Origin of the sequence: Roseiarcus sp. (genome assembly GCF_052145395.1) — a bacterium.
Taxonomy (GTDB): Bacteria; Pseudomonadota; Alphaproteobacteria; order Rhizobiales; family Beijerinckiaceae; genus Roseiarcus.
The window spans coordinates 1-4,655 of the sequence record NZ_JBKQOT010000115.1 but is presented as its reverse complement, the minus strand read 5'-3'; the positions used below and the strand labels follow the sequence as shown (position 1 = coordinate 4,655).

5 protein-coding genes and 1 pseudogene are annotated in these 4,655 nt (G+C 66.3%); 5 read left to right on the top strand and 1 reads right to left on the bottom strand.

The features are described 5' to 3' along the window. Window positions 1-45 precede the first annotated feature (45 nt). From repC (ACLP25_RS04170) to repC (ACLP25_RS04155), 4 genes and pseudogenes are all read left to right on the top strand, one after another. The gene (gene repC, locus ACLP25_RS04170; RefSeq protein WP_442467967.1) at window positions 46-1,344 is read left to right on the top strand and encodes a plasmid replication protein RepC; all 1,299 of its coding nucleotides are present in this window, start codon (window positions 46-48) and stop codon (window positions 1,342-1,344) included. A gap of 337 nt (window positions 1,345-1,681) precedes the next feature. Then, entirely contained in the window at window positions 1,682-2,368 is a 687-nt protein-coding gene (locus ACLP25_RS04165; RefSeq protein WP_442467966.1) for a ParA family protein, read from the top strand. Continuing rightward, a complete protein-coding gene (locus ACLP25_RS04160; protein WP_442467965.1) occupies window positions 2,365-2,727 on the top strand; it encodes a hypothetical protein in 363 nt (120 codons plus the stop codon). The genes ACLP25_RS04165 and ACLP25_RS04160 overlap by 4 nt, the downstream gene beginning before the upstream one ends. Before the next feature lie 32 nt (window positions 2,728-2,759). Further along, window positions 2,760-2,927, top strand: a pseudogene (gene repC / locus ACLP25_RS04155) (replication initiation protein RepC); the annotation flags it as partial. A 240-nt stretch (window positions 2,928-3,167) separates the two neighbouring features. Here repC (ACLP25_RS04155) and ACLP25_RS04150 read toward each other — a convergent pair. Beyond that, window positions 3,168-3,635 (bottom strand): hypothetical protein, encoded by a 468-nt coding sequence (locus ACLP25_RS04150; RefSeq protein ID WP_442467964.1) that lies wholly within the window; start codon window positions 3,633-3,635, stop codon window positions 3,168-3,170. 211 nt (window positions 3,636-3,846) lie between these two features. On the opposite strand from ACLP25_RS04150, the gene ACLP25_RS04145 reads away from it, so the two are divergent. Then, window positions 3,847-4,655 (top strand): tyrosine-type recombinase/integrase (locus tag ACLP25_RS04145; RefSeq protein WP_442467963.1); only part of this gene is annotated, 809 nt, incomplete at its 3' end.

Below are 4,655 nucleotides of genomic sequence, written 5' to 3'. Positions count from 1 at the left end.
AATCGACCCGAACCTTCGGTCGGATAAACCCCGAACGGACAAACAATGTCTTTCACCACACAAACGTCCGCGGCCCCGACAGGCGCCCGGCGAATGAGCCTTGTTATGCTTGCCGTCCGCGACCAGGCCGATCAGTTCAAGGGCGTTCCGCGCGGATCCGCCAAGCGGTTCAAGTATCTCGCGGCCTTCCAGGAGGCCGAGCCGTACCTGGGCCTTCCGCCGCAGGCCTATAAGCTCATCGCTTGGCTCGTGAAGCAAACCCAGGACCACGATTGGGAAGAAGGCTCGCGGCCGATCGCCTGGCCCTCCGCAAGCCGCCAAGAGGAGTTTCTCGCCCTCTCGGAACCACGGGTGAAGACGCTCAACCGCGCCTTGTTCGAGGCCGGGATCTTCATCATGCGCGACAGCGAGACCGGCAAGCGCTATGGCCGCCGTGACGACCAGGGACGCATCATCGAGGCCTACGGCTTCGATCTCTCCCCCCTCGCCTACCGCTACGACGAATTTATCCGCATCGCCGCCGAAGCCAAGGCCGAGCGCGAGCGCATGCGGAGCCTACGCAAGCGGGCGACACGAGCTCGCCGCGCCATTTTTCAGGCCGAAGAGACCCTCAAGGCGCTCGGTCCCCTGCCCTCTCAATGGCGGCAATTGGCCCTTGAGACGGCCGATCTCGTCGCTGCGATCCGCAAGGCCCGGACCTCGCCGGACCTCGCCGTGGTCGTTCAGAGCCTCGAATCGAGGAAAGAGCAGGCGGAAGCGTGGGTTAGGGAGGCTGGGCCTTCTGTGAAAAACAGCCCCGAGGGGCTCGAAAACGAGCCCCACAATATATTTACAAACCCACCTGTTTATCCGAAGGATACAGTAAGTGCCTCCGAGAGGAGTAGTCCCGAGGGCGCGCCCGATCCTGAATCCTCAGCGCCAGCAGAGCCGGCCGGGGAGGATCTTGAAGATAGCGTCACGTTCCGGCCCTTTGAACGGGTCGAGAAGCTCCATCCGCAAGAGCTCGTCGAGCTCGCGCCGCGGCTGGCCTGCCATATCCCTCTCCCCTTCCCCGACTGGCACGACATCGTCGATGCCGCCGGCGCCTCCCTGCGGCAGGAATTGGGCGTGTCCCAGCCGCTTTGGGGCGAGGCCTGCCGGATTTTGGGCCGGCAGCGCGCCGCGGTGACGCTCGCCATCGTGTCGACCAAGCCCAAGGGCTACTTTTCGCGCGGGGCCGGCGGCTACTTCGCCGCCATGGTCAAGCGCGCCAAGACCGGCGAGTTGAACCTCGACCGCAGCCTTTGGAAGCTTCGGCGCGAGAAGTGGGGCGGGGCGGCGAAAGGGCGGTCCCGTGTTGTTTGATCGCACGGGCCGTTCCACGCTCGCCCTCCCTGCCCTTTTCCATACGATGCCGTGTGAAACACGGCGGCCGCATGGGAGAACGAGCGCACGGGGGCGATCTCCGGTGGCGGCGGCCGGGGAGGACGCGAAAGTCAACTCGTAGACGCTCGTCCGTCCGGGGCGTCCCGTCGGATTGGCAAGCGAACAACTTTCGCTTGCCTTGGGCTTGCCTCTGGCTTGCCATCGGCCCGATCCCCGGTCGTCCTCAGTTCTTCGCCCGAGAACGTCGCGGAAGATTCACGACGCCTTAACGAGTGCGTACTACAGCTGGCGTGCAGTCTGACCGGAAGGATCGCGCATGGCTGTGATTTCTGTAACATCTCCCAAGGGGGGGGCAGGCAAAACCACTACGGCAACCGTTCTCTCGACAATCCTGGCCGAACGGGGGCAGAAGGTCATCCTGATCGATGCCGACCCGAACGAGGCTGTCACGCGCTGGGCCAGCCGAACGGAAGTGGTCCCGCCGAACCTCACGGTGCTTCCGGTCGCCAACGAGCAGAAGTTCGTGTCCCAACTGGACGAGCTGACCGGCCTGGCCGAATTTGTGATCCTCGACCTCGAGGGCAGGGCCTCGCGGACCGTCGCGAACGCCACCGCGCTGTCGGACTTCGTCATTATCCCGGTCAAAGGCTCGCAGCTCGACGCCGAGCAGGCGACGCGCCACATCGAGTTGATCCATGATCAGGAGCGCGTGATCCGCCGACCGATCCCGTTCGGCCTCCTGTTCACGCAGACACACCCGGCCATAACGCCGAAGACGCAGGCGTTCGTCGCGGGCGCCTTTAAGGACAACGGCGAGCCGGTCTTTAGCGTCCAGCTGTGCGAGCGAGAGGCGTTCCGTGCCATCTTCTCGTTCGGGGGGACGCTCGCGGGCCTGAAGGGAAAGGGCGTCGGGGGTCTCGCGAAGGCCGTCGAGAACGCCGATGCCTTCGTTGATGAGTTCCTTGCGCGCCTGGCCGGCGGATCTGAGCGAGCGGCGGCATGAGCAACGAGATTAAGCGGAACAGCCCGTACAACGTGTCGTTCAAAGAGAGGCGCGCAGCGCTGGCCGCAGTGCAAGACGTCAACGAGGAGCACGGGTACGCGGACGCGCCCTCTGCTGGCGCGCCGCCTGTGCCCTCTGCGCCGCCGCTGGCCGCTGCGGTTCCATACCGCGGCCCCTTCCGCACGGGGCGCACGGCCCAGCTCAATCTCAAGGCGTCTCCAGACACAGTGCGGCGGTTCTCGGCGATCTGCGCCAAGTACCACTGGCCGTCGGGGCTGACAATGGAACACGCCGTCACCGCCCTTGAGGAAAAGCTCGCGAGACTGGACCTCCCTAAGGGTCGGGACCGAGAGATCTGAACTGTGGAGGGCGGGTGAGAAATCCGCCGCAATCGGTCATCGCGGCCATTCTTCAGCGGGGCGCGGCGATCACCAGCGCCGGCGGCTATCTCCCCGAGCTGACGCGGAAGGCTCAGGTCAACGAGTTTTCGATCGGGCCGATGCTGATGGCCCTGATCGGGGTCGAGGGGGCCGGTTCCGGTGAGAAGACCCTACCCTGATGACCCCCGTTCCGGGCCGAACACCGGGCCGTCCGCCGATGCGGCGCGAACGACGACGTCAATAACACGTATACGACTATGATATCCATAACTTATCGGACATCAAATCCGGGCGACGGGCGCGGCGGTTTCGCCGCCCGGGCATAGCGCTAAGCGCCGCGGTGCCGCGGTCGGCTATGAACGATCGTTTGCGAGAGATCGGCTCGGGCTGGCGTCATCTGCCTGCGCAAGGGTGGAGCGTCACTGAGCGCGGGCGCGGCGCTCGATGAACGCCCACCCCAAGCAGCGCTCGAAGTTCGCGAGCCACAGGAGATCGTCGCGCGGCGTCGACGCTGCGCCGGCCTCCATCCTCACTCCGATCCACGGCGCGGCCGGCGGGCGCTCGGGATTCGTTGCATGCTTGCCCGCGCCGCCTTGATGCAGGAGTCGCCAGAGCTTCGCGCTGTCCTTCGCATCGGCCGCGACGCCGAAGGTGACGACCGGTGCGGCCTCGCGCCAGATAGTGACCATCGCCGCCCCGCCAAGGGCGGTCACGCTATAGGAGAAGAGCGCGAATCCCGGAATCGGCTCCCGCGCCTTCGTGGCGATCGCCCTGTCGAGACCGGCGGCCAGGCCGCGGACGACCTCGTCGGCGGCTTCCGAGCGGGGCGAGCGGCGCGTGTGGCCCGTGTTTAGGGTGACGTGCTCCACGTGGCGCGGCGCGGTCATTTCCAAAAAGTGTCTAAGTTCGGGACACCTTACCAAGGGGCGCTCGCGCGGGTGAACCACTTTTTACACGTTCATGCCGCGATCCGGGTTATGCCGAGCGCGCCCGATCATTGCGGGTCGCGCGCCCGGCGCAGCGGTGCTTCGCGTGTCGCAGCCTCGGCATAATCCGTGACCCTCGCTTGGCGGCCAGCATGGCCGCCAGGAGATGATCATGGACACGACGAGTAACGACGCTGCTTTCTGGATCGCCGGCTACACCGACTACCTGCGCGACGTGGTTGGGGCGGCTGACACTACGCAATTGCGCTACTTGCCCACCGTACGGCGCTTCATCGCGACCTGTTCCGGGTCGGGTACCCCCGATTGGACCGGCTTGTCCGTCCTGCGGGTGACCGAGTTCATCCAGGAGGAGGCCGTACACAGGAGCGGGCACGGCCGCACGGCGCCTGCGAGCGCCACGCGCTCCTTCTTGCGATTCCTTGCCTGGCGTGGTGTTGCTCCGAGCGGGCTCGACCGCGCCATCCCGGCCATCCGGCGCGCACGGCACGCCAGCCTGCCGACGCACCTCTCCTCTGAGCAACTCGCGCGGTTGTTGCAGCGTCCTGCCGCGCCTGGTCCGGCGGCGTATCGTGACCGCGCGATCCTCTCGCTGCTGGCCGGTCTGGGCCTGCGCGCAGGCGAGGTCGCCACGCTCGAACTTGACGACCTGGATTGGCGTGTGGGGCAACTCCGCCTGCGCGCCGGGAAGTGCCGCCGCGAGCGGGTGCTGCCGTTGCCCCCGGAAGTCGGCGCCGCGCTGGCGGAGTACCTCCGGCATGGCCGCCCGCACCATCGGGACCGTCGAGTATTTCTCACCGTCACCGATCCAGCGCGGACCTTTCAGACTGCGGCAGTCAGCGCAATCGTGCGGCGCAATCTGGTGCGTGCTGGCATCCCGCTGGGGCGGCTGACCGGGGCGCACATGCTCCGCCACACCGCTGCTTCCCGCATGGTCAACGGCGGCGCCTGCTTGAAGGAGGT

Bases quoted from the DNA above. Each gene is read 5' to 3' on its own strand.
- ACLP25_RS04165 (WP_442467966.1), top strand. From the start codon at position 1,682: ATGGCTGTGATTTCTGTAACATCTCCCAAGGGGGGGGCAGGCAAAACC.
- repC (WP_442467967.1), top strand. From the start codon at position 46: ATGTCTTTCACCACACAAACGTCCGCGGCCCCGACAGGCGCCCGGCGA.
- ACLP25_RS04160 (WP_442467965.1), top strand. From the start codon at position 2,365: ATGAGCAACGAGATTAAGCGGAACAGCCCGTACAACGTGTCGTTCAAA.
- ACLP25_RS04150 (WP_442467964.1), bottom strand. From the start codon at position 3,635: ATGACCGCGCCGCGCCACGTGGAGCACGTCACCCTAAACACGGGCCAC.